This window comes from Chitinivibrio alkaliphilus ACht1 (genome assembly GCF_000474745.1).
GTDB classification, from domain to species: domain Bacteria; phylum Fibrobacterota; class Chitinivibrionia; order Chitinivibrionales; family Chitinivibrionaceae; genus Chitinivibrio; species Chitinivibrio alkaliphilus.
This window is the reverse complement of record NZ_ASJR01000012.1, coordinates 1-21,310: the sequence shown is the minus strand read 5'-3', so window position 1 is coordinate 21,310 and position 21,310 is coordinate 1. Positions and strand designations below refer to the sequence as shown.

The 21,310-nt window shown below is 44.8% G+C and carries 25 protein-coding genes and 1 tRNA gene; 9 read left to right on the top strand and 17 right to left on the bottom strand.

Annotation, left to right across the window (positions count from 1 at the left end; all coding sequences use genetic code 11):
* Position 1 precedes the first annotated feature (1 nt).
* The 10 genes from CALK_RS13280 to spoVG form a co-directional block, all read right to left on the bottom strand.
* Positions 2–745, bottom strand: a complete 744-nt coding sequence (locus CALK_RS13280) for an RsmE family RNA methyltransferase (protein WP_022637001.1) — start codon at positions 743–745, stop codon at positions 2–4.
* Positions 738–941, bottom strand: a complete 204-nt coding sequence (locus tag CALK_RS07135) for a hypothetical protein (RefSeq protein ID WP_022637000.1) — start codon at positions 939–941, stop codon at positions 738–740. The genes CALK_RS13280 and CALK_RS07135 overlap by 8 nt, the downstream gene beginning before the upstream one ends.
* A gap of 112 nt (positions 942–1,053) precedes the next feature.
* Complete coding sequence (argH, locus tag CALK_RS07130) at positions 1,054–2,442, bottom strand: argininosuccinate lyase (RefSeq protein WP_022636999.1); 1,389 nt, start codon at positions 2,440–2,442, stop codon at positions 1,054–1,056.
* An 87-nt stretch (positions 2,443–2,529) separates the two neighbouring features.
* Positions 2,530–2,982: a 50S ribosomal protein L9 gene (gene rplI, locus CALK_RS07125; RefSeq protein WP_022636998.1), complete on the bottom strand. Its 453-nt coding sequence runs from the start codon at positions 2,980–2,982 to the stop codon at positions 2,530–2,532.
* Between the two features lie 17 nt (positions 2,983–2,999).
* Complete coding sequence (rpsR, locus tag CALK_RS07120) at positions 3,000–3,221, bottom strand: 30S ribosomal protein S18 (RefSeq protein ID WP_022636997.1); 222 nt, start codon at positions 3,219–3,221, stop codon at positions 3,000–3,002.
* Positions 3,221–3,586, bottom strand: coding sequence for a 30S ribosomal protein S6 (gene rpsF / locus CALK_RS07115; RefSeq protein WP_022636996.1), 366 nt, complete (start codon positions 3,584–3,586; stop codon positions 3,221–3,223). The genes rpsR and rpsF overlap by 1 nt, the downstream gene beginning before the upstream one ends.
* A gap of 39 nt (positions 3,587–3,625) precedes the next feature.
* Positions 3,626–4,195, bottom strand: coding sequence for an aminoacyl-tRNA hydrolase (gene pth / locus CALK_RS07110; RefSeq protein WP_022636995.1), 570 nt, complete (start codon positions 4,193–4,195; stop codon positions 3,626–3,628).
* 12 nt (positions 4,196–4,207) lie between these two features.
* Complete coding sequence (locus CALK_RS12205) at positions 4,208–4,762, bottom strand: 50S ribosomal protein L25 (RefSeq protein ID WP_022636994.1); 555 nt, start codon at positions 4,760–4,762, stop codon at positions 4,208–4,210.
* A gap of 70 nt (positions 4,763–4,832) precedes the next feature.
* Positions 4,833–4,909, bottom strand: a tRNA-Gln gene (locus CALK_RS07100).
* 84 nt (positions 4,910–4,993) lie between these two features.
* Positions 4,994–5,308 carry a septation regulator SpoVG gene (gene spoVG / locus CALK_RS07095; RefSeq protein ID WP_022636993.1) on the bottom strand — a complete coding sequence of 105 codons (315 nt, stop codon included), beginning with the start codon at positions 5,306–5,308 and terminating at the stop codon, positions 4,994–4,996.
* Positions 5,309–5,469: 161 nt separating this feature from the next.
* On the opposite strand from spoVG, the gene argF reads away from it, so the two are divergent.
* The 6 genes from argF to CALK_RS07065 all read left to right on the top strand — a co-directional run bounded on the left by argF (position 5,470) and on the right by CALK_RS07065 (position 9,471).
* Positions 5,470–6,396: an ornithine carbamoyltransferase gene (gene argF, locus CALK_RS07090; protein WP_022636992.1), complete on the top strand. Its 927-nt coding sequence runs from the start codon at positions 5,470–5,472 to the stop codon at positions 6,394–6,396.
* Positions 6,393–7,166 (top strand): RAD55 family ATPase, encoded by a 774-nt coding sequence (locus tag CALK_RS12200; RefSeq protein ID WP_022636991.1) that lies wholly within the window; start codon positions 6,393–6,395, stop codon positions 7,164–7,166. The genes argF and CALK_RS12200 overlap by 4 nt, the downstream gene beginning before the upstream one ends.
* A 5-nt stretch (positions 7,167–7,171) precedes the next feature.
* Positions 7,172–7,465, top strand: coding sequence for a hypothetical protein (locus CALK_RS07080; protein WP_022636990.1), 294 nt, complete (start codon positions 7,172–7,174; stop codon positions 7,463–7,465).
* A 2-nt stretch (positions 7,466–7,467) separates the two neighbouring features.
* Entirely contained in the window at positions 7,468–7,761 is a 294-nt protein-coding gene (locus CALK_RS07075) for a hypothetical protein (protein ID WP_022636989.1), read from the top strand.
* 3 nt (positions 7,762–7,764) lie between these two features.
* Entirely contained in the window at positions 7,765–8,139 is a 375-nt protein-coding gene (locus CALK_RS07070; RefSeq protein ID WP_022636988.1) for a response regulator transcription factor, read from the top strand.
* A gap of 75 nt (positions 8,140–8,214) precedes the next feature.
* A complete protein-coding gene (locus CALK_RS07065; RefSeq protein ID WP_155851824.1) occupies positions 8,215–9,471 on the top strand; it encodes a phenylacetate--CoA ligase family protein in 1,257 nt (418 codons plus the stop codon).
* On the opposite strand, the gene hydG is transcribed toward CALK_RS07065, so the two are convergent.
* The 7 genes from hydG to CALK_RS07030 form a co-directional block, all read right to left on the bottom strand.
* Positions 9,468–10,958, bottom strand: a complete 1,491-nt coding sequence (hydG, locus tag CALK_RS07060; RefSeq protein WP_022636986.1) for a [FeFe] hydrogenase H-cluster radical SAM maturase HydG — start codon at positions 10,956–10,958, stop codon at positions 9,468–9,470. The genes CALK_RS07065 and hydG overlap by 4 nt on opposite strands.
* A 129-nt stretch (positions 10,959–11,087) precedes the next feature.
* Positions 11,088–12,872, bottom strand: coding sequence for a hypothetical protein (locus CALK_RS07055; RefSeq protein ID WP_022636985.1), 1,785 nt, complete (start codon positions 12,870–12,872; stop codon positions 11,088–11,090).
* Positions 12,872–13,504 carry an ABC-type transport auxiliary lipoprotein family protein gene (locus tag CALK_RS07050; protein ID WP_022636984.1) on the bottom strand — a complete coding sequence of 211 codons (633 nt, stop codon included), beginning with the start codon at positions 13,502–13,504 and terminating at the stop codon, positions 12,872–12,874. The genes CALK_RS07055 and CALK_RS07050 overlap by 1 nt, the downstream gene beginning before the upstream one ends.
* Complete coding sequence (locus CALK_RS07045) at positions 13,504–14,418, bottom strand: MlaD family protein (protein ID WP_022636983.1); 915 nt, start codon at positions 14,416–14,418, stop codon at positions 13,504–13,506. Before CALK_RS07045 ends, CALK_RS07050 begins: the two co-directional genes overlap by 1 nt.
* Positions 14,409–15,212 carry an ABC transporter ATP-binding protein gene (locus tag CALK_RS07040; RefSeq protein WP_022636982.1) on the bottom strand — a complete coding sequence of 268 codons (804 nt, stop codon included), beginning with the start codon at positions 15,210–15,212 and terminating at the stop codon, positions 14,409–14,411. The genes CALK_RS07045 and CALK_RS07040 overlap by 10 nt, the downstream gene beginning before the upstream one ends.
* 1 nt (position 15,213) lies before the next feature.
* Positions 15,214–16,203 (bottom strand): ABC transporter permease, encoded by a 990-nt coding sequence (locus tag CALK_RS07035; protein ID WP_022636981.1) that lies wholly within the window; start codon positions 16,201–16,203, stop codon positions 15,214–15,216.
* A 160-nt stretch (positions 16,204–16,363) separates the two neighbouring features.
* Entirely contained in the window at positions 16,364–18,553 is a 2,190-nt protein-coding gene (locus tag CALK_RS07030; protein ID WP_022636980.1) for a glutamine synthetase III family protein, read from the bottom strand.
* A gap of 172 nt (positions 18,554–18,725) precedes the next feature.
* On the opposite strand from CALK_RS07030, the gene CALK_RS07025 reads away from it, so the two are divergent.
* The 3 genes from CALK_RS07025 to CALK_RS07015 all read left to right on the top strand — a co-directional run.
* Positions 18,726–19,325, top strand: a complete 600-nt coding sequence (locus tag CALK_RS07025; RefSeq protein ID WP_022636979.1) for a rhomboid family intramembrane serine protease — start codon at positions 18,726–18,728, stop codon at positions 19,323–19,325.
* A 201-nt stretch (positions 19,326–19,526) separates the two neighbouring features.
* Positions 19,527–19,793, top strand: coding sequence for an RNA recognition motif domain-containing protein (locus CALK_RS07020; RefSeq protein ID WP_022636978.1), 267 nt, complete (start codon positions 19,527–19,529; stop codon positions 19,791–19,793).
* Between the two features lie 582 nt (positions 19,794–20,375).
* On the top strand, positions 20,376–21,310 hold a 935-nt coding region (locus tag CALK_RS07015), incomplete at its 3' end, for a hypothetical protein (RefSeq protein ID WP_155851823.1).

Here is a 21,310-nt window from a genome sequence, read left to right as displayed (position 1 = left end):
ATCAGGAGACGATGTGAGATACTAATTCAGCAGCAGCAACTGCGGCTATTTCTGTACGTAATCGATACTTTCCCAAGGAGAGAAAGGACGCTCTCCGAAAGATCTGAAGCTGCTCCACCTCTCTTGGGGAAAATCCCTCGGGGGGGCCAACAATGAGAGCACAATGCGAAGAAGCTTGCCCGTGAAGTGTTTGTAGCCTGCTCCCCCGCTCTCCATCAAAAGAAGCGATATAGTGTTCATGTGCGCGGGTGGATTCTCGCAGAGAATCGAAAGCAACCGGAGCAGAAATCTCTGTAATATACGGATTGTGAGACTGTTTTACCGATGACCGGATAAGACGCTCATACCGACGAATGGCAGACTTCCAACCTGCAGACCACCAATGCTTTTTAGAATTTTCCCCATAAAAAGGAATAATTTTTTGTACCCCCAAAGGCGGAAGAGCCTCACAGAGAAGCTCAAAGCGATTCTTTTCCGGTATCCCAATATACGCATCAATACGTACAGAAGGAGGAGGAACAGTTCTACATTCCTGAACGGTGCAGAGGGCTGTACCCTTTTTTATTTTTGAAACAACACCGGAGAATATCATCCCCGCTCCATCTGTTGCCTGAATAGGGTCTCCTTCAGCAAAACGCAACACCTTTACGGCATGTTCTGTCTCAACCGAATCAAGGAGAAACACCTCCCCGTCTGCTTCATGTGCAAGAAAAAGAAACTCTGCAAAGCGCTGTGCCTTATCCATACATCTCCATACCAATACTGTCACTCATTTGAGGAGCAAGATCTTCTACCAACCCGTTCATTACCTTATTAGAAGAGTAATACCCGGAGCTGACTCTCCGGCGTATTTCTTCAATTTCTCGAGCGCGATCATGGGGATCGCCTTTCCATAAAAAGCGCCCCTTACGTTTCCCCGTCCTGGGGTTAATATTTGACATGATAACATCCTTGTTCGTGCCACTCTCTCTCCTTTTTGTCGGTTCATGGACGACAAACCTTAAGGGTAAAGGAAGAGAATGCCACGCAAAGAGACAAGCACTGCTCCCTGTATCATGCGTTATTGAGGAGTTCACGCGCTTTTGCAAGCTGCTTCTCCACACTGCCTGGGCCAGTCCCGCCATAAATATCTCTCCCTTTCAAGGCTGTCTCCCACGAAAAGAGAGCCTGCACATCCTCGCCAAAATGGGGAGAGTATTCACGCAGCGCTTCTACGCTCAGATCGGTCAGCTCTACCCCGCGGGCAATACAATCTCCAACGAGACGTCCCACAATATGGTGACATTTTCGAAAGGGAACCCCCTTGCGCACAAGGTAGTCTGCCACGTCTGTGGCAAGCAAAAAGGGATTTAATTTTTCGGCAATAGCCTCTTTCCGTACCGCCAGTGTTCCAAGAACATGCTCACACACAGAAAGTACAAGGTTCATTTCCTCATAGCTATCAATAAAGGGCTCTTTATCTTCCTGCAAATCCTTAAAGTAGGTTAACCCTATGCCCTTAAGGGTCGTGGCAAAACGGGTATAATTACCCAAGAATCGTCCTGATTTTCCCCGAATCAATTCCAAAGAATCGGGATTTTTTTTCTGCGGCATCATGGAAGACCCCGTTGACCACTGATCATCAAGCTCTATAAAGCCAAATTCATAGGTGGACCAGACAATGAGATCTTCTGCATAGCGACTTATGGTTATTCCCAAAGATGCTATGGCGTGAAGTGCTTCGAGAACAAAGTCACGAGCGGCAACCCCATCCATAGAGTTATCGGTGATCCGCGAAAAACCAAGCTCTTCAGCTAAGGCACTCCGGTCTACGGCAAAGCCACTTCCTGCAATGGCCCCTGAACCAAGAGGCAATATATCAGCCCCTTCAGAGGCTGCATGAAGTCGTTTTTTTTCACGATCTAAAATAAAAAAGAATGAGAGCCAATAATGAGAAAGTGCAACGGGTTGTGCCTGTTGATAATGCGTATATCCTGGAATTATCACATCTCTGTCACGTTCTGCCATGGTAAGAAGAACCTTCTGCACCCGGGTAAGGCTATTCACCAAAGTTGCCACACTATTTTTAACGTACAGACGAAAATCGGTCGCCACTTGATCATTGCGCGATCGCCCCGTATGTAGTTTTGCCGCAACCTCCCCAATCTCATCGCCAAGAAGTCGCTCCACGGCCATATGAATATCTTCATCGGAAGCAGTAAAAAGCTCTTCTCCAGCACGGTATCGTGCTGAAATTGAATCTAAGCCGGAACAGATCAGGGTAAACTCTTCTGCTGTGAGAACGCCCTCTTTCAAAAGCCCACCGGCCCATGCCTTTGAACCGCGAATATCCTCTTCAATTAAGCGTTGGTCAATGGGAAGAGAGTTGTTAAACCGCTCCATTAGCTCTGCTGAAGGCCGTGAAAAGCGCCCATCCCACATTTTATTTTTCTGTTCTGCCATGACTCTTTCTCCTTTTTACTCTGATCAAACGAAAAAAAGGGCTGCCTGCATTGGCAGACACCCCTCGATACAGAAATCGACTCACCCTTACTCCTCTTCGCGTACAACCCAGAGTTTCAGAGTCGCCTCAATACTTTTATGCAGCTTAACCGTAATATCATACACACCGAGATTCTTGATTCGCTCTGGAATAAGAACGGAGGAATGATGAACGTCAATCCCCTCAGCCTGTAATGCCTCTGCGATATCAACAGAAGAAACCGAACCGTAAATTCTTTCGCTCTCTGCTTTTGCATTTCGCTGTAATGTTACGGTCAGACCAGCTACTTTTTCCGCATTTTCCTGTGCAAGGGCAATGGCACGCTCTTCATGCTTATGAGAATATTTTTTCATCTCTTCGGCATGCCGTAAATTCCCCTTGGTTGCCATTACGGCAATTCCTTCGGGAATAAGATAGTTTCGTGCATATCCCCGCTTTACCTCAACCACATCATTTTTGCTACCCAGTCTCGGGTAATCTTTTATTAAGATAATCTTCATTATGTCTCTCCTTAACCCTACTTATTAATATTCTCTGCAACAAAAGGCAACAGGGCAAGCTGTCTGGCTCGTTTAATTTCACGTGCCAATATTCTTTGATGAGTTGCGCACACACCGGTAATTCTACGGGGGAAAATCTTACCGCGAGATGTGATCTTTGACTTCAAATTTTCTACATTTTTATAGGAAGGAACAATCTTGTCCTCGCAAAACATGCATACTTTTCTTTTTCTTGGCATTATTCTTCTCCTTCAGATCCGGAATCATCACTTGTTGGAGCTGCAACAGCACCACTCTCGCTCTTCTGCGCTACCACGGGAGAGTCATCAGCAATAACAGTCATGGTACGAAGAACATTATCGTTATACCGTACAGAGTCATTGATCAGCGCATTTGCATCTTTATCGTACTCATATACAAACAGGCAGTAAAATCCACTTTTTTTATCATTTATCGGATACGCAAGGGTTTTCTTACCCCATACGTCAACAGTAACAAGGGAACACTCTTTTTTGATAAGCCCTTCAATTCCTTGCTGCTCCTTTGCAATGGTCTCTTCGGGCAGGGCGCCGTCAAAAACCATAACAGTTTCATATTTTTTCATTCTATTTCCTCCACAATATTTCCGAAACGGAAAATATTTTTAACAATTATATCTATTCATCGTCCTGTCGATGCCCTGATCGAAATATACGGTACACGCCTCTGCGGCACGCTTCTGCGTTTTTACCATACAGTCGGTTTCATCTGGAGAAAATTCCCCAAGCACGAAATCAACCACAGTCTGTGACACCGGCACCGGGCCGATACCTATTCGTAAACGGGCAAAACACTCACCAACATATTCTATTAAGGATTTCAAGCCATTATGACCGCCATCACCTCCGCTTCTGCGAAATCGTATTGTTCCAAGGGGAAGATTAAAATCATCCACCAGCACAAGGAGATTCTCCACAGAAACATCGTATTTTTCAAGCAGTTCAGCCAAAGCTACACCAGTCCGATTCACATAGGTCTCAGGCTGAACGATAAGAACTCCCCGCTCATGAGACTTCCAAACCCGAGAAAACCCACACTCTTGCTCTTCCCATGACGGGAAGAAGGGATGGCTTCGCAAAGTGTCAAGCACCATAAAGCCTGCATTATGCCGAGTGCATTCATATTGTTTTCCTGGATTACCTATGCCCACAAGGACATGTCGTAAATCAGACAAGGGAAATACGCCTTAGAATAAACGAGCTAAAACCTGATTTTGAGATCCCGCAAGAGACACTCCTTCAGGAAGCTCAAGGGCCGTTGCAGAGATCGTATCACCCTTAGCTTTCAAAGGTGCAATATCAAGGGCAAGTTCTCTAACAAGATGCTCGGGAGCTCCGGTGATCCGCACAATGTACGCCGCTTGGTTGAGAATACCCCCTTGAATAACCCCTTCACTGGTACCTACAAGGTTCAGCTTAGCAAAGGTTGTCACGGGACGTCCCTCAACGACTTTTTGAAAATCGATATTGTAGTATCGATCGAGTTTAATGGGATCATTATCAAACTCGCGAACCACAGCCACAGAATTTCCGGGGATACCTTCGCCCTTCAGTTCGATGAAATTGTTGTGACGTTTTTGTTCTACCAGCTTTGCAAACTCTTTGTAATCGACTTCGATTGTAAGAGCTTCAACACCGTAACCATAAAACGTAGCGGGAATCCATCCGGAATTCCGTAATTTACGGTTGTAACTTTTTCCTGTACCGTTTCGCGCACGGGCAGTCAGCGTAATAGTCTCCAACTGTTTCCTCCTCACAAAAAAGAAAGCGCAAATAAATTAATTGGATTGAGAATATAAGAAAGAGAAAAGATGGCTGGGGTAGGAGGATTCGAACCCCCGAATGCATGGACCAAAACCATGTGTCTTAAGCCACTTGACTATACCCCAGTACTTTTCAAACATCGGGCTCTCCACCCTTGTGTGACCATAATATAAAACAGGAAACGCAATAATGTCAAGAAAAAAACTTTTTTACTCTTCTTGATACTCCACAGATACTTCATTTCCCTCGGATACCTGCCCATTTTCTTCTGCGGCAGCCTCTTCATAGGCATCGAGAACGGCGCGTTGAATAGCCATGCGCATATCATTATTTATGGGGTGCGCAACATCTTGATATTTTCCTGTTTTACCCTTCCTGCTCGGCATAGAAATAAAGAGCCCCTTATTTCCGGCAATAACCTTTATCCCACGAACAACAAAAGCATCGTCAAATACGATGTTTGCAAAGGCAAGAAGTTTCCCATCCTTTTGTCTCGGCATAACTTTCACTTCGGTGATATCCACAGGATCCTCCGCTCAATATGTTAAATGAACATAGATTTAATATAATAGGATACTCTTGCGCCTGCCTGTTTTTCATTCTTGCCCTATGAAAAAGTGGGGAATGAACCTTGTTAAACAACCACATTTAACGTATATTTATATTTTAAAGGAAGCAAGGATTTATGAAAAGAGATTTTTTAACCCTGCAAAACTTTTCACCCGCTGAAATCACTGAAATTGTCACCATGGCTGAAACGCTTAAGAAAGATCGTTACACGGGTGAACAAAAAGAGATTTTCGGTGGAAGAAGTGCAGTACTCATTTTCGACAAGCCATCCCTGCGAACAAAAATCACCTTTGAAACAGGCATATTTGAGCTTGGAGGAAATGCTCTAAGTATGGCCGCAAACACCGGCCGTCTTGGAGAGCGTGAATCCATTGAGGACATGGCCAAAAATTTAGACCGCTGGGTGCACCTGCTTGTGGTGCGAACCTTTTCTCACCAGGCCGTGGAAAAACTTGCACAAAGTGCGCATATCCCCGTCATTAATGCCTTAACCGACGAGTATCATCCGTGTCAATCAATTGCCCTTGGGCTTACTCTGCGGGAACACTTTCGGGGTGAGACCATACACATGGCATACATCGGTGACGGAAATAACGTTTGCGTCTCTCACATGTTTTATGCCGCCCTTACTGGGCATACAATAACCATCTGTACTCCCCCCGGCTATGAGCCGCCAAAATCCGCCGTGGAAAAAGCACAATCTCTGTGTCGCCAAAGTGGCGGAAAAATTCACCTTACCACCTCTCCCACTCAAGCAGTATCTCACGCCGACCTTGTCTATACCGATGTGTGGGCCAGCATGGGACAGGAAGATGAAGCTCAAGACAGAAACACAATCTTTGCACCCTACCAAGTAAACGCAGAACTCATGAAGCATGCGCCAGATCATGCTCTCTTCTCGCACTGCCTCCCAGCTCACCGTGGAGACGAAGTCTCTGCAGACATTATAGATAGTGGACGATCCATTGTGTTTGATGAGGCAGAAAACCGCCTCCATGCACATAAATCAATTATCACCTTTCTCCTTGAGGCACACCAATGAGTTCTCACCGAGCAAAAACAGGGATTCAAGCCTTTGACAATATGATCAGCGGTGGTCTTATTGCGGGGTCTGCAAATCTCATTGAAGGAGCACCCGGGACGGGAAAAACAACCTTGGCAATGCAGTTTATCTATAATGGCATTGTAAAATACAATGAACCGGGTCTTATCATTACCTTTGAGGAGTTTCCGCAACAATTCTACCATGACGCCCTTGAATTGGGTTGGGATCTACGAGCCCTTGAGAAAGAGGGTATGTTACGGGTCATCTTCTCAGATCCAGAAACAACCCTCCATGAAATTGAAAATCCTGAAGGAGATTTCGTCTCCCTCATTGAAGAGTACGATGTTAAACGGGTTGCCATAGACAGTATGACCCACTTTGAATATCTCACGCGAGACCATTATGAGGTACGCGATATTGAGCGGCGATTTATTAACGCCCTTAAAAGAGAAGGGGTTACCTCAGTTCTTTTGAAGGAAAACGATGCCTTACTGGGACAGGTTCCAAATAGCATCACCAGCAAAACCCCCTTTGTGGTTGATACGTATATTCTTCTTCGCTACGTTGAGGTTGAAAGTGCCATTCGTAAAGCCTTACTTATTTTAAAAATGCGCGGAAGTCAACACGACAAGGATATTCGCCAGTATGCAATTACCCCTACGGGAATTGAAGTCGAAGAGACTTTTGAAGGCCATGAGGGGATTATGAGCGGTATCACCCACCGAAAACCGCAAGAAGCCTTCATGAACGTATTCGGAAAAAAGTAGTACCCATGGAAACACTCACACTACCCCTGCTCTTTGAGTCCCTGTACCTTCTTTCTATTGTAGGAATACAGGGGTTTCTGTATGGGATCGCACAATTTTATAAAAAGAAGCTGGATTCAGCAACGTTTACCCGTGGCTTCCTTATTGCCATGGTCTGCCTTATTGCTGCCATGGCCCTTAACTTCATAGGCACCCCCCTTGCGCAACACGGAACCTCCTTCTTACTTGCCGTGGGAGCCATTCTTTCACTCTGGAACGGCATTGTCTTGTATTACACCATGAAACAGATTCGGAAGTAACTATGGATATGATATACCTCCTTGATCTCAGTTTTGTGGCGCTTCTTTTTGTAATCGCCTACCTTAGTCGCCGTATTGGCGAAGCCCTGATGATACAACCACATTATAAACTATTCTATTTTTCCGCCTTCCTGATCACAATAGCGTCCCTCTTGAGTATATTTGCAAAGGGTGTGGACGGCATGGAACGTGTTCATCTTATAGCCCTTGGTATACGAGGAGCTTCATCCCTACTTTCACTGCCCGTAGCGGTACGCTACTGGAGCTGGCTCTTTAACGAAGATATGCGAGGTTAGTCTATGATAAAAAAGCGAATTCTCATTGTGGAAGATGATGAAGATATTACAGAGATCATGACCATGGTCCTTGAGACGGAAAACTTTGATGTATACTCTGTAAGTAATCCTCTGAACGCACTTGAAGAAGCACGAAAATGCAACCCTCAGGCGATTCTTCTTGACCTCACCATGCCCCAAATGAGTGGATGGGAACTCTATAAAAAACTACGGAGTGACCCCGACTTTTCCACAATACCGGTGGCAATTGTTACGGCAAAATCTGAAGAGTTTGATGCCGTAGTAGGGCTTCATGTCATGCGTGCCGATGCCTATATCACAAAACCCTTTGGCAAACAACAACTCATAGACAGTGTGAAGAAACTATTTTCTGAATAATACAGTTCTTCATCACTCTTTGCCTTCTTTTATGATATACTGCTCCAAAGAAACCTCCTGCTATGAGGGCTGCCAATGACATTTAAACCACACTTCTCCTGGGACCTCCTCTCGTACAATGAAATACAAGAGCGGAGCATGCGTGCCTTTGGAAACCATATCACCCACATGCGGGAACGCTATTCCCATAACTCAAAAATGCGCTCGTTCCTTGCACAGGGAACACTCCCCGAAGAGTTCCCCTGCATGAGCCATGCAGAGGCGGTAACACTTCTGGAACAAGAGTATCCTCAGTATGGTTCGGTACGGGAATCAATCTGTATAGAACACAAGGCAGAAAAAGCACCCATCTTGCTCATGCTTGACACATCCGATGTCGATCGGCGCGCCTACGACCTCTCGCTCTTTCTCCATATGAATGGTATTGAACAGGAAGATCGTGTCCTACAAGCCCTCTCTATTGAAGAAGGAAACTCTCTCGGTATTTCAACCATGAAAGCCTTGGAATCGCTTCATACGAACACCCTGCGTCTCTCCGTGAAGCCCACACAGAAAAGTATCGCCTTGGCAAAACAATTTTCAGCAAATGCCTTTATCGGGACAACACAGACGCTCCACGCCTATGCCCAACATCTTCCCATGAAGAAACTACGCACAATTGTTCTTCACGATATATTCGCTCCGTTAAAATGGAGAAAAGAATATGAACAACTTCACGGGGACTCAGCTATAGAAATTATCCACTTCCCGCTCTGTTCAACCTTTATCGCTCAATGCCCAGAGAAAACGGGGTTTCACATCCATCCGGAACTCGGGTATTTTGAAATTGTTTCTCCGGAAGGCGCTCTTTTACCAGAAGGAGAGACAGGCGAGATTGTTATTACCCCCTTTGGTATACAAGGGTTCCCCCTTCTGCGCTGTAAAACAGGAGTTCATGGTGCAATTACCACAACTCCCTGTGCCTGCGGACGCACCTCCCCGCGGTTACAAATCTCCCCTTCTGCGATATGGCAAAGAGAAGTTGCCGTAACAGAGACAGTTACCCCGTCGGAAGAATGCCAAAGCACTCACCCCCGATCCCCCTTGGTAGACTATCTTAAAAAAGATGAGCGCATTACAAACTTTCTCGTGCTTCTTGACCCTACATCAAAAACAAACCCTATTCAGGTACATGCCGTAACTAAGGCCGCCAATGTGGGGAGCATCATGCAAGGTCTTCGTAAGGAATTCGGCGAATACATACCGGTTCTGACGACAAATCAGCCAACCTTGGAAAATGTGCAGCAAAAGCTCCACCAAGCCGGAGACCATATCTATGAGGGAAAACTCTAAAAGTAAAGATCCCGAGCACCCTCTTTTGTTTTTTCATAATACGATATTAGAGCCTTATACATGGCAGGATTCTTTCGTTTCACTTCGCGTATTTCCTCTTTTATAATTGGCTCGGCAATACGCCGCGTTTCCTCTGAACCAAAATCATCAAGCCATTCCCGATACGTGATAATCGCATTGAGTTTACAAAACTGCCCTTCATGGCCACTCTTCAAAGCATCCATAATCTTCTCCCCCGTTCTCCCACAACGGTATCCCGCTGTACAGAAAGAAGTAATCATACCCTGCTTGGCAAGGGCACGCACAACTTCATCCAAGGAACGGGTATCACCCAAAATAAACTGTTGCCGATGTGCTTCTTGGGCTGTATCTTTCTGCGCATACGCCCCCAAGCCAATTCGTGTTGAGGCATCAGTCTGGGTGATCCCTAAAGGAATGACCGCATCACGTAAAGCAGCATCTTCACGAGCCGTTAATATCATTCCTGTGTAAGGAACAGACAGCCGAAGTGCTAAGACTGCTCGTACAAACTCATGATCTGTCACATGATAGGGGGAACTTTCCGCAATTCCCGGTGCATTATTGGCTGGTTCTAACCGGGGAAAACTAATGGTGTGTGGCCCAACACCATAACGGTCTTCTAAATGACGGGTGTGCGCAAGAAGTCCCATAACTTCAAATTTCCAGTTGTAGAGACCAAAGAGCGCCCCGATACCGACATCATCGATACCAGCTTCCATGGCCCGATCCATGGCATACAGTCGCCAAGCATAATTTCCCTTCAAGGTATTTGCGGGATGCACACGGGCATACGTTTCATGATGATAGGTCTCTTGAAACACTTGGTAGGTACCAATACCAACATCTTTCAGAGTCGAAAGGTCTGCAATAGAAAGGGGAGCGGCATTAATATTCACTCGACGTATCTGCCCGTACCCTTTTCGTGTTGGGTATTTTGCACCATAAATGGCCTTCACCGTTTCTGCAATATAGGAAACATCTGAATCTGGATGTTCACCGTAAACCACAATAAGCCGTTTATGCCCGATTTCACCAGCAAGGGTCTGTATTTCTCGCTCAACCTCGTCTAAACGCAATACACGGCGAACCGTGTCTGCATTCTCTTCTCGAAATGAGCAGTAGGTACAGTTATTGACACAGGTACTGGACATATACAGAGGGGCAAAAGTAACAACCCGATTATCATAAACATGGCGCTTGATGGCCATGGCAGCTTCTTTCATTTCTTCAATGAGTTCCGGGTCGGTTACATTGAGGAGGGCTGCTGTCTCCCGAGGTAATAAGGTTTCCAGGGATTTTGATTTGGCGATAATATCACGGATATAGGCCGGATCCGGCGAAGCATTTTCCCTAAGGGTTTGCTCAATTTCTGTATCGCGGATAAAATCGTTACCGTCTGATTCTAAATATCGGGATATCTCTTCAGGCCGAATAACCTGATCAACCCACTCTTTTACTCTACCCATACATGCTACTCCAAAAAAAGGTGTACCCTTATACAACCTGCGGCAGTAGTATTAATGAGTACTCCCTAAGCTCAGAACATCCTTGCCGCAGGAGATAATCTGTACAACCAATATATATTTTTTCAGCTTCTACCGAGAAAGAGAAAATCTGAGTAGAACCCGATGTCGGGAAAAGCGAGTTCGTAACTCTTCTTCATCAGCCCGAACACGGCGATACGTGTAGTCATAATCAAGAACAAGATTTCCCAATAAGTGCAAACTGAATAAATTGCTCAAGGTAATATCCGGACGTCGAAAACGATCAACCGGAGCAAAGGCACGAAACTCCGTGGTCACCGATGCCACCGCTCCCAGATTCAAGGTGTTTTGTAACATAACTTCAGGACCGGTATTAAACCGTTCTGTATCAATATTATAGAGGATGGTATGGGGAGTTCTATCTAAATATTGTTCATAAAAGGTGCTGGACGAATCAAGTACCTCATATTCCGTGTCAGAAAGTGTTCCTAACTCATCCCATCGGCGTTCATAGGTAATACCAAACCCCGTAAGCACCCGCGTATTGATAACGGGAGTTCGAAACAATTGAACATTTCCTCCAATGCCCCCTTGAATTGTCAAAGGGGAAAACGCAGGCTTACTCTGATAACTTTCAGAAAGACTGTCTATTTCTCGTGGCTCCACCGTATCAAGGGTGTCAAAACGCTCATCATAGAGGAGAAAGAAATGCTTTTCGTCAGCATCACGCCCATCATTGTTGGCATACACACGGGATGGTACAAATCCAGAGACATATTCTCCACGACCATACGGGCCGAAACGCTCGTAGAGTTTATACGTAAAGATGGTGTTGAAACGCATTTCATCGAGGACCGTGGTCAAGGTAAGATTATCAAGTTCATCTCGATTCACAGCTAAGGACACATCAAATTTTAAGAGATTATCCAAGGTGATCTGTTCACTTGTATAATAACTACGATCGTAGAAAATAAGAGACAAACCAAGGCTGGTATGAACACTATCACGAAGATGATTATTCGTCTGGCTTAAATCGGCGCTTCCCCCGAAATTAAGAGAGTGGCGCCAGGCAGACCTCGTATCATCACGGTCTCCTGTGCCGAGAATCCCACCTCCGACAATGGTTGATGTTGCTTCTTCCTGCACGAGAGTATAATTCATAAACTCACCGGGTTTGACACGAAAGGTAATGAAATTTGTAATTGTGTTAAAGCTCATACCTGGCGAGACAACCTTGTATGTTCCCGGTTGTAAAAGCCATACGGAGAGACCTTCTGCAAGGGTTATATCACGACCCCGGCCACGCCCCAAATGAGTCATAGGGTCCATACGCGCCATGTCATACTCACCTCGTATTGGTGTACCATCTTTATTAATCACCTCAAAGCGAACCCCGCCCCATGATGGCATAACCGGAATCATTTTAGATTCTTCTACAACCACATCCTCAATAAGCGGGCGCTTGGGGATATTACCCACTCCTACAGAATAGGTTCCCGGCTCAAGGTTATACCCTCGACCCGTTGTGCCAGAAACGACCACCTCACCGGACTCATCCAGAATGTATACTTCGGGCTCATCCTCAGGACTTTTGCTCATGGAAGGCACAAATATAGCGCCCATACCAATGCGAATTGCCGTGGTATCATTTGAAATCTGTTCAGAAAGAGGAGGCGCTTCCCACGTCTGAGACACTGAATCAAGCCATTTTAAACGAGGCAGGGCACGGGGCTCACGCGGAGTTCGAGACGTATCATCCTTCTCACTCCCCATCTCCACAGAGCTACTGATATGACGAAAAAATCGATCTGGGTCAAGTTCTTCTCCGGGAAGCTCATCTGCTATACCTCCTGTACTGAAATACAAAAGATACAGGAAAAGGACAATCGTTTTCATCAGCTCTCCTCACGATCAAGGCTCTGATACTCTTCCCAAAAAAGATCGTCAAGATCTTCCATGAGGCGGGTAAAGGTATAATCTGCAATTTGCGACATAGTACGAACCACAGACTCCGGTGTCTTTTCAGGAGCTCGTTTGCGCAAATCAAAATGCCGTGAATAAATGGTTTTTCCATCGGAGATACGCTTCACTCGAATATGGTATTTTAAATAAGCAAACCAGACATCTTCACTATTATACTCTTCAATCGCTTCGACCCGACCGGAAAGCTCATAATCTGCCATTCTCTCTGCATCATCAAAGCGATGTACCACCTGATTTACCAAATTAATAGCCGTAATATGAGATGTAAGCAGGTCGGTCATCATATCGGAAGGGTGCACCGCCCAGTGACGAAAACCGTAATACTGCAATTGATACGGACTTTTCCGGTACACAATATTGTGTGTTTGATAAATCTTCTCAACATCAAACCGTCGAATACGCAATAAAAAGGGATAAGGGGCTTCACTATTTCGATCCACAAGAGGCTGCGGACGATAGTTTAAAATAAAAAACTCTTGCTGAAATGTGCGTGCACACCCCGCATAAAGAAGAAAGACACAGAAAGATATGGCAATACGTTTCATCAGTTAATCTCCCGTCGTTGAATATTTCTTCCACGCAGTATGAGAGAGGGATTATCCCGCAACTGTTGTGAGAGGATATTAATATTTACCGAGGCATCACGGAAAGAACGGGTTATTTCAGAAATATCCTCGCGGCTTTGCTCTGCCGTCATGGAAAATTTCTCCGCCACATCACGCATTGCCACAAGTGCACCGTCCACATTATTCATTAGTCCAGCAATATCTGTTTCTTCTGTCACAGTTCCAACCATGGCATCAACCTTCATGGCAATCTCCTCTGTATGGGCGAGAGTACTCTGTATAGAACGCGCCATAGCCCCCACAGAATCGGTGACTGTATTAATTGCCATGGTAATCTCCTCTGTGTTTTTTAGGATATTTACTACGGCCGACTCATCTCCTGTGAGGCGTTCTATATTTGTTATAACCTCATTAATGTTCCCCACAGTAACATTCACCTGCTCAAGAAGCTCCTCAGCATGATTTGTAAACAGAGACATAATCGACTGTTCTGTTGGGATATATTCCCCCGGAGATAATCGTGTGGCTGAAGGGTCACTCCCCCCCACCAGATTTACATGTTTTTTGCCTGTGATCCCCTCCACCACGGTCTGTGCTTTCATGTCAGATCGAACAGGAAAGTCTTCCTGTACCTTAATCTCAACCTTTAAGCGGGAAAGATCTTCCACATTATAGGAGATATCCTCAATATACCCAATGGGAATTCCATAAAACTGGAGCGATGCCCCCCGGGAAAGCCCCGAAAGTGACTCCCCTTCAAAATAGGCGTAGTATGTGGTATAATCTGTCACAAACCGTGAACCGAGGGCTATTCCGATAAATACAAGGGCGACGATACCCATGAGAACAATGAAAAGTATCAGTCGCATTTTCTGGAGTGCTGTTATGGCCATAGATTATACCCCTCAAAGGTAAAAAGCGGTTGTTTTTTCTGTGTGCCGGTGTTTCCTGCGGTATATTTCGTATCGAAGAAATCCCGCACCGGCCCTTCATTCATGGCGAGTGCCTCGGTCAATGAACCGTCATAGACAGCTCGTCCCCGTTCTAAAAAAAGGATTGAGTCTGCAATTCGACGAATCGACTCTGTCTCATGGGTAATAACCACAATAGTTATTTGCAACTCCTCCTTCATCTGTAGAAGAAGTTCATCAAGACCGCGAGCCGTAACAGGATCAAGCCCCGCAGAAGGCTCATCGCAAAAAAGAATGGGCGGATCCATCACCAGGGCCCGCGCAATGGCAACACGTTTACGCATCCCCCCCGAAAGCTCATCTGGAAAAAGATTATATGCTCTTCCCAGAGAAACCTGCTCCAGTTTTACACGAACAATCTCTGAAATTACCGCTTCAGGAAGGCGTGTATGCATGCGTAAGGGTAAAGCGACATTGTCACACACACGCAACGATCCGAGAAGTGCCCCATATTGATACATCATCCCAATATTTCGAAGGATTTTTTCTGTTGGTTTTTCATCAAGCTCTCCCATCTCCTTGCCGAAAATACGAACGGTCCCGCTTGCAGGTTGAATTAAGCCGATGGTATTTTTTAAAAAGGTTGTCTTTCCGCAACCCGAGGTGCCTAAAATAACCTTAATTTCCGACTCATAAATTGTTGTCGACACATTATGCAGTACCACAGTGTCACCGTATTGTGCGCGTAAGTTCTGTACTTCAATCACTGTATTCATATTAAAACATCTCATACACAAAGGAAAATAGCGCATCGGCAATAATGATAACAAAGAGCGAAGCAACCACCGAAGCGGTGGTTTTCTTACCCACTTCTTCAGCCCCACCCCGCACGGTAAAGCCGTAATATGAGGCGACCCATACAACCAACCACGCAAAGACAAAGGATTTAATGAGACTAATCAGAATATCACGAAAAATAAGAGATTTTTGAAATTCTGTGTAAATAAAGCTCCACGACTGCCCGCCCAACCAGCGGGCAATAACCGCACCGCCAAGAATTCCGAAGGCTGTTCCTAAAATAGTCAAAAAGGGTATAGTTATCGTGGCAGCCCAAAATTTTGGGACAACAATAAACTGAATATGATTAATCCCCATGGTTTGTAACGCATCAATCTCCTCCTGCACTGACATGGTGGCGATCTCTGCTGTAATGGCGCTCCCGGTTCTTCCGGCAAAAATAATAGCCACCATGAGCGGCCCCAGTTCACGCACCATACCCATGACAACTAAGGACATCGTGTATACACTCGCACCGAACTTCTCCATCTGTATAATTGATTGAGCAGCCACGGCAATACCGATTAAAAATGTAAGAGCTATGACGATGGATGTTGCCTTGTACCCCAACTGATACATCTGTTCCCACAGCACACCCTTGCGATAATTCCGTCGAAACAACATACCCACACTTCCCCAATAGAGCATCTCCACAAGAATAGAGAATACTGCCGGAAGCTCATGGAAAAAGGCGCGTACACTTTGAAATACACGTTCTGAAAAGGCCTGTGCGTGCGAAACCGCTATGTCATTTTCTTGCCAATGCCGCTCCATACGCTCAAGGGCGGGGCGCACCTCTTCTCCGGCGTTGCGCACACGTACTCGACACCCATTCTGAGATAAGACTCGTACAAAGGCAAGGCCGGCCGTATCAATACGGTTCGTCTGAGAAAAATCAAGGAACACATCCTCGTCATGAAGCTTGCACAAATGTGCATTCTCTTCAAGCCACGATGCGGTACACTTTTGCGGAAACTCTATGACGATACCACCCTACCTTTTTAGCATTTTCTTAAAATACAATAAGTATATATTGAAAATACAAAAAAGGGGAGAAAGATCTTCTCCCCAAAGCAATATGCTTTTCAGGCTATAAATTAAATAGCATCTCTCGGTATTTGGGTAACTCCCAAAGATCATCGGCAATGGTGGATTCAAGATGATCAACATGTTTACGGATATGCTCAAAATGCGGCGTTAAATCATTGGTTAAATAATCGGCACGCTCTGCTTGATCACTTTTTTTAGAAATAATCTTCAACATATCGCGGAGTTTATGAATATGTTTGCGCACGATGTAAATGTCTTCCGTAATATGAGCAAACATCTCAATACGATCTTCAACAGCATGAATTGGGAGTGGAATAGAGTCATCCTGATCCATATCGCGCAGTACGCGGAGCGATTCTCCCACTTCCCGCTGAAATTTATATGCTGTGGGGAGCACCTCAGTCTGAACAAGTTCTTCAAGGGTTTCTGCTTCAATAACAAGCAGATTGTTATAGAGCTCAAGCCAAATCATATACCGGGCGTGAAGCTCACTGGAATTCAAAACTTCATAGCGTTCAAACAGGGAAATGGTTTTTTTCGAGATATATGCCTCAAGGGCTTTTGCCGTGGAAACCACATTGGGCAAATTGCGTCGTGCCGCCTCTTCCTCCCACTCACGGGAATAATTATCCCCTTCAAAGAGGATATCCTTACTTTCCTGGAGAAACTTCTGAAGCACCGCTGTGATAGCTGTAACCGAAAGATTTTCCCCAGCCGCTTCAAGTGCATCGGAAAGAGCATCAAACCCCTCAGCAACAATGGTATTAATAACCATAAGAGGGGTGGAGATATTCATTTCACTCCCCACAGCTCGAAACTCAAATTTTGCGCCGGTAAAGGCAAAGGGAGATGTCCGATTACGATCCGTTTGATCCCGTTCTATATCAGGAATAAAGGAAATTCCCGTTGACATGCGATTATCATCATCTGCACCCACAGGGCGGCCATTCACAATCGCATCAACAATATTACTCAATTGACTTCCAAGAAAAATGCTCATAATTGCCGGCGGTGCCTCGTTTGCACCCAAGCGATGCGTATTACCAGCAGAAGCCACCGAAGCACGCAGAATATCACCATGCGTATACACCGCAGAGATAATCCCTGTAAGCAAGGTAAGAAACTGAATATTATCGTGGGGAGTTGAACCGGGGTTTAAGAGATTTCCACCGCGGCTATCAGCCAAAGACCAGTTAATGTGCTTACCGCTCCCATTTACGCCCGCAAAGGGTTTTTCGTGCAGCAGACAGACGAGACGATGCTTCCGTGCAATTTTTTTCAGGATATCCATGAGTAACTGATTATGGTCTGCTGCAAGGGCAGAGTCTTCAAAAATCGGAGCAAATTCAAACTGACTTGGTGCAACTTCGTTATGACGCGTGGTTATGGGAATACCGAGTTTATACGCTTCTTTCTCGACATCGTTCATAAAATTCAGAACGCGATCTTTAATAGAACCAAAATATTGATCTTCCAGCTGTTGCCCCTTGGCAGAAGGAGCTCCGAGGAGTGTTCTTCCCGTGAGCTGAAGATCTGGGCGAAGACGGTAATACCCTTCATCAATAAGGAAGAATTCCTGCTCAGCACCACAGGTCGTTTTTACCGAGACATCATCTTTAGAGAAAATCCGCAAGAGCCGCTCTGCTGCTTGGGTCACGGCCTTCTCACTCCGTAATAAGGGAAGCTTTTTATCGAGGGCCTCTCCATTATATGACACAAAAATACTGGGTATACAGAGAGTTTTACCAAACTCAACTTCTCGTATAAACGCAGGGGAAGAAGGATCCCACGCAGTATATCCACGGGCTTCAAAGGTTGTACGCAAGCCTCCCGAAGGAAGTGAAGAGGCATCGGGTTCACTTAGAATAAGATTCTTTCCAGAAAACTGCTCAATCACCTGTGCTTTGCCATTACGCGAAATAAAACTGTCGTGTTTTTCTGCCGTAAGTCCGGTCATTGGCTGAAACCAGTGAGTATAGGATGTTGCTCCTTTTTCAAGGGCCCATTCCATCATAGCTTGGGCTATTTGATCTGCAAAGGCGGAACAGATCTGTTCGCCGCCGTTCTGCCACTCCTTAAACGCCGTAAATACTTTCTCCGGAACGCGCTTACGCATTTTATCCTCGGAGAACGTATTGCTGCCATAATAGGTGGAAACCCGTTCAACCTCTCGCACATGTCCGGGGCGGGACTTATCAATATGTGCTGCAACTTCCCGTCTGTTTGACATCAAAAACTCCTGATTGTAAATACTGCCATTGCTTAGTAAAATATGTAATGCAGCACGGCTGCACACTTACTTTCAATAATTTTCTCACGAGAAAAAGAAAATACACATCACCCTGGCATAGGAATAAAATTATTTCTATATTGTTTTATACCACATACCCCTTGGAGGACCCATGAAACGTGCCATAAAGATCTCCTTTGACTCCCCTGTAACTCTCGTATTTGCCATAACAGCATTTATTGTGCAGGTCGTGGAAACAAATTTCCAACTCGGCCTAACCCTCCAGTTTTTTTCGAGAAGCGGAAGCATGACCTGGAACGACCCTTGGGAGTATCTCCGCCTTTTTAGTCATAGTATTGGGCATGCAGACTACGAACACCTCTTAGGCAATCTTTTTGTCATCCTCCTGCTTGGCCCCGTACTTGAAGCACGATATGGAGAAAAGAAGATCTTAGGAGCACTGCTACTCACAGCGCTGAGCAGCTCCTTGATACAACTGCTTTTGTTCCGTGGGGCTATTAATGGGGCAAGCGGAATCGTTCTTCTCTACATCATCCTCGTCTCTGCAGTAAATCTTAAGAAAGGAAGCATTCCTCTCTCATTCATACTCGTCTTTCTCATATTCATTGGAGGAGAGGGGCTTCGCGCATTCCAAACAGATGGCATTTCTCAAATAGCTCATATTATTGGGGGAGTCTGCGGTGCTCTGTTCTTGCTTTTCACCGGCGGCAAGGGACATGACAGCGAGGAAAATAAAAAACACCTTTTTTAAATAAAAAGATCTCTTTGTACATCCGTAGAGTATATTAGTTGTGTCTGGATGGTACGTATGTTTTGCTAGATCATTATTCAAAATCCAAAACGAACATATTCACCGAAGGATCGCAAAGAGGTATACGCGATGTATTGTACCGTGATAGAGCGTGTGCCTGTGTAATTTTTTTTACAAACGGTACGTTTCAGGAGTTTACGTATGAATATTTATGTTGGTAACATCTCTTGGGGTGTTAAAGACGAAGACCTTCGCGATGCATTCATGGCATATGGCGAAGTTGAATCAGCCAAAATCATCACAGACAGAGAGTCTGGACGTTCAAAGGGTTTTGGATTTGTAGAAATGCCGAATGATGACGAAGGACAAGCAGCAATTGACGCCCTTAACGATCAAGAACTAGACGGACGTCCTCTTAAGGTTAACGTGGCTCGTCCCCGTAGACCTCGGGCTGAAAGCTGGAGCTAAGAATTCTATTTCCATAGTGAAATATAGGGAGATCCTTTCGGATCTCCTTTTTTTGTGTCTACAAAATTTTTTATATTGGAGTAGAAGATACATAAAACACATACCATCATTCCATAAGAACTGATATAGCAGACGATACACGCTGACTGTTTGGTAAATACCTCAGTTTGTCTTCAAACGGTTCAAGACACAGTAGATAAAACAGGATTTCCAGAACTCACAAAACATTCTGATATGAACACATTGTAGCTCACCCGTGAGCAACACCCCCTCTTATTTGTTCAACATAATCTTGGAATCACAAAACATACCAATGTTGATAACACTACATAGGTATATTTCTCGCTCTCATAAAAATATCAATGACTATGTATTAATCACAACCACTTATTGGGATTTTGCAAACTTTTTTGACAAAACAACTACGTAAATTGTATCTTTTGCGAACACACATTCTTTGGGGGTCCGTTCTTGCGATATACTTATAGTAGGTTATTCTTTTCTTTTATTGTGACCTTATTTGCTTTCTCATGCTCCCTCCCAACCGAAGAAGATGCGGTGTTTTGGGAGTTCTCTGGCACAATGCCCCTCATAGAAGATTCTATTTTCATTTCTCAAAAATCTGACTCCATAATTACAGAATTTTATCAAGACGTATCTCATACTAATACAAAAATCATAGACACCGGCGAACAAGTAACTCTTCAACACCAAGACACTTTTACCGGGTCTTTTGATCTTCGCCAATATCTTACTGAGGCACATACAACGCATGAAATATATACCGAAGCAATTGAACTGAGAGGGTTGGATGAAGTCCAAAACTTCTTTGCTGCCGACTCAGCAAACCTTGAGAACCATGAAGATCTCAAGATTTCTGAATTTTCCATCCCCTTTCATACAAAGGAATTTGAATATGCGCGCTTTTGTTTTGAAACCCCACCAATAAAGATACACGTCAAAAACAAATCAACTGCTGCGCAACTTGTTTCAATTTCCCTTATAGTAGAAACAAGGCATTATTCTGACACATTCCAAACATTTGCCGAATCCATGGATGTAATTAAACCGGGAGAAAAAGATTCCTTTTCCCTTCATACTAAAGATTTTATTATGTCAAATGAAAAGACCTCTTTGAAGTGGCGTCTTGCATTCTCTGGGGATGATACCCTTTATGCTGCTGATATATCATACTCCCTCAATGGTCAACTAGTGCAAGAGGGCATGCTTCATGACCGGCATCTTCCTGACTCAATATTTGACCAAATAGCACTCCCTTTTGCAGACTCAATACGTTTTGACACCCTTGATTTACACAGATATATCCTATCTACTAATATCTCAAACCCTCAAGGGTTTACATCAGATCTTTTATTAGAACATCATAAGAAACCGTTTATCCCTGACACAATATCGATGAAAGCACGCACGACAAGCAGCTATTCAATACGCAAAAATGATGTACGCGGCTTACCACGGTGGGATACGCAGACGCACAAAAGCATCATCGATATTAA